Source organism: bacterium, from assembly GCA_040755795.1.
GTDB lineage: Bacteria > UBA9089 > CG2-30-40-21 > CG2-30-40-21 > SBAY01 > JBFLXS01.
The window spans coordinates 1-1682 of sequence record JBFLXS010000631.1; the positions used below are offsets into that span (position 1 = coordinate 1).

Below are 1682 nucleotides of genomic sequence, written 5' to 3' on the forward strand. Positions count from 1 at the left end.
GAAGTGTTCTATTGGATGCATCGTTATTCCACCTCCCAAACAAAATCTCCAGAATAATACACTATGTACTTCTGTTATCTTTATCGACATTTTCTCTCACAAACTTTAGCTAATTTGGGACACCACCGAAAAATTACCACTAAACTTTATCATCATTAAGGAGACGCGGAGTCTTCTTGTAATTAGTATTATGTAAATTTGTAAATGGTAACCCAAAAGTGGTAAGTAGTAAAATAGGGAATCGAACCCTGGTGTTCCAACCACCTGTCAAACTTAATTTAAAGTGGATAATTGACATTTCCACCTCCAATTTACGCTATTGGATTTCGGGCTATCCTACTTCACAGTAGTTTCGCACTTACTCCCCTGTCTCCTTTATTCCTCCCCTTAAAAGTTAAGATTCATCTTTAAAATTTACCGTTTTGGTGTGATTAATTCTATGAATCTCTATATTTAACTTCCTTAGTTTTCTTAATAGATTTTCATAATTTTGATAAACATCATTAAATTTTTGTTTAGGTTCTTTTATAATATCCCTTTCTTCCTTATGTATTATTCTTAGATATGCTGATTCGTTTAATTTATTAGTTAATACCTCCATATCCTTTATTAAATTTTTTCTAATCTCTAATGCTTCTGATAATGTTATTTCTTTTCCATCATAATTCAATCTTGTTTTTAAATTAGTTAATTGTAACTCTTGATTCAATCTCACTCTTTTAGTCTGTAAATTTTGTAGTTTTTCTTGAATTAATTTAATATCAAAATCTTTTGCAGGTTGAAGTTCGTCCTCTTCCCTTGATAGGAAATCTCGTCTTCCTTTCTTTTCTTCACTCAAATTTTCTAATACCTTAATATGTTTATCAAACTCCTGCCTTAATTCAATTGCCTCATATATAAATAAATTATTTTTTTTATCTGACATTTATATCGCCTCCTTTAAATTTTGGTCATCCTTGTCGTAATATGCTTCATGTATGGCATAGGTATAATTCACCCTCTCTTTCTTGTTCTCTGTAGGATCAACATAGATATGTTTCTTCCTCACAACTCGATAGTTCCACATGTTTTTACCTTCTACACGAGCATAAGATTGCTCGCCAGGAACTTAGTTGTCTGATGCCGAAGTTTAAGTTTAAATTATGTTGTTAATCATTTATTTCTCGTTCATGTAACACTTCATAATCCCCATTTTGAAGCAAGGTTATGATATCGGCATTTTGTCTGTAAAATTCTTCTGCTGGTATACCGTCTACTACATATATTTTCTGCCTTTTCATCTTTCCGCGAATAAAATAAGTTTCATAAATAAACTCGCCTTTATGATCTTTATGAATTTTGGGCTTGTTTTTCTTTTTCATTAAATAAACACTGGGAAATGTTTCCCCTTTTCCTCTCACTACTTTTTTGTTGATTGACTTTTCCCTTACTGTTTTGCTTGCCTTTGTCTAACGATAAAGTTCAGGTGCGGCGGGGAGAATTACCACAAAAGTTTGATAGCCAGATAAAACTTTGAGAGACCACAAAACTCTGACCACGGCACAGTCCCCCAGCGGTCAACTGCAACGCAGGGTTAGACAAAAGCTCTGATTCGCTGTCTTGTAAGCGTTCAGCTACTTAAAAAAATAACTGTAAAATGTAAAATGAGCAATTAAAAATTTAAAAGTCAATTCTGTGTTCTG

3 protein-coding genes are annotated in these 1682 nt (G+C 32.8%); all 3 read right to left on the minus strand.

The window, feature by feature from the left end; translation table 11 throughout:
* Nucleotides 1–394 precede the first annotated feature (394 nt).
* The 3 genes from AB1414_20430 to AB1414_20440 all read right to left on the minus strand — a co-directional run bounded on the left by AB1414_20430 (nt 395) and on the right by AB1414_20440 (nt 1400).
* Nucleotides 395–925, minus strand: coding sequence for a hypothetical protein (locus tag AB1414_20430; protein ID MEW6609779.1), 531 nt, complete (start codon nt 923–925; stop codon nt 395–397).
* Nucleotides 926–1066 carry a hypothetical protein gene (locus AB1414_20435; protein ID MEW6609780.1) on the minus strand — a complete coding sequence of 47 codons (141 nt, stop codon included), beginning with the start codon at nt 1064–1066 and terminating at the stop codon, nt 926–928.
* Nucleotides 1067–1148: 82 nt separating this feature from the next.
* The gene (locus tag AB1414_20440; protein ID MEW6609781.1) at nt 1149–1400 is read right to left on the minus strand and encodes a hypothetical protein; all 252 of its coding nucleotides are present in this window, start codon (nt 1398–1400) and stop codon (nt 1149–1151) included.
* Nucleotides 1401–1682 lie beyond the last annotated feature (282 nt).

Excerpts from the sequence above, each read along its gene's own strand:
- AB1414_20430 (MEW6609779.1), bottom strand. The coding sequence starts at position 925 with ATGTCAGATAAAAAAAATAATTTATTTATATATGAGGCAATTGAATTA.
- AB1414_20435 (MEW6609780.1), bottom strand. The coding sequence starts at position 1,066 with ATGTGGAACTATCGAGTTGTGAGGAAGAAACATATCTATGTTGATCCT.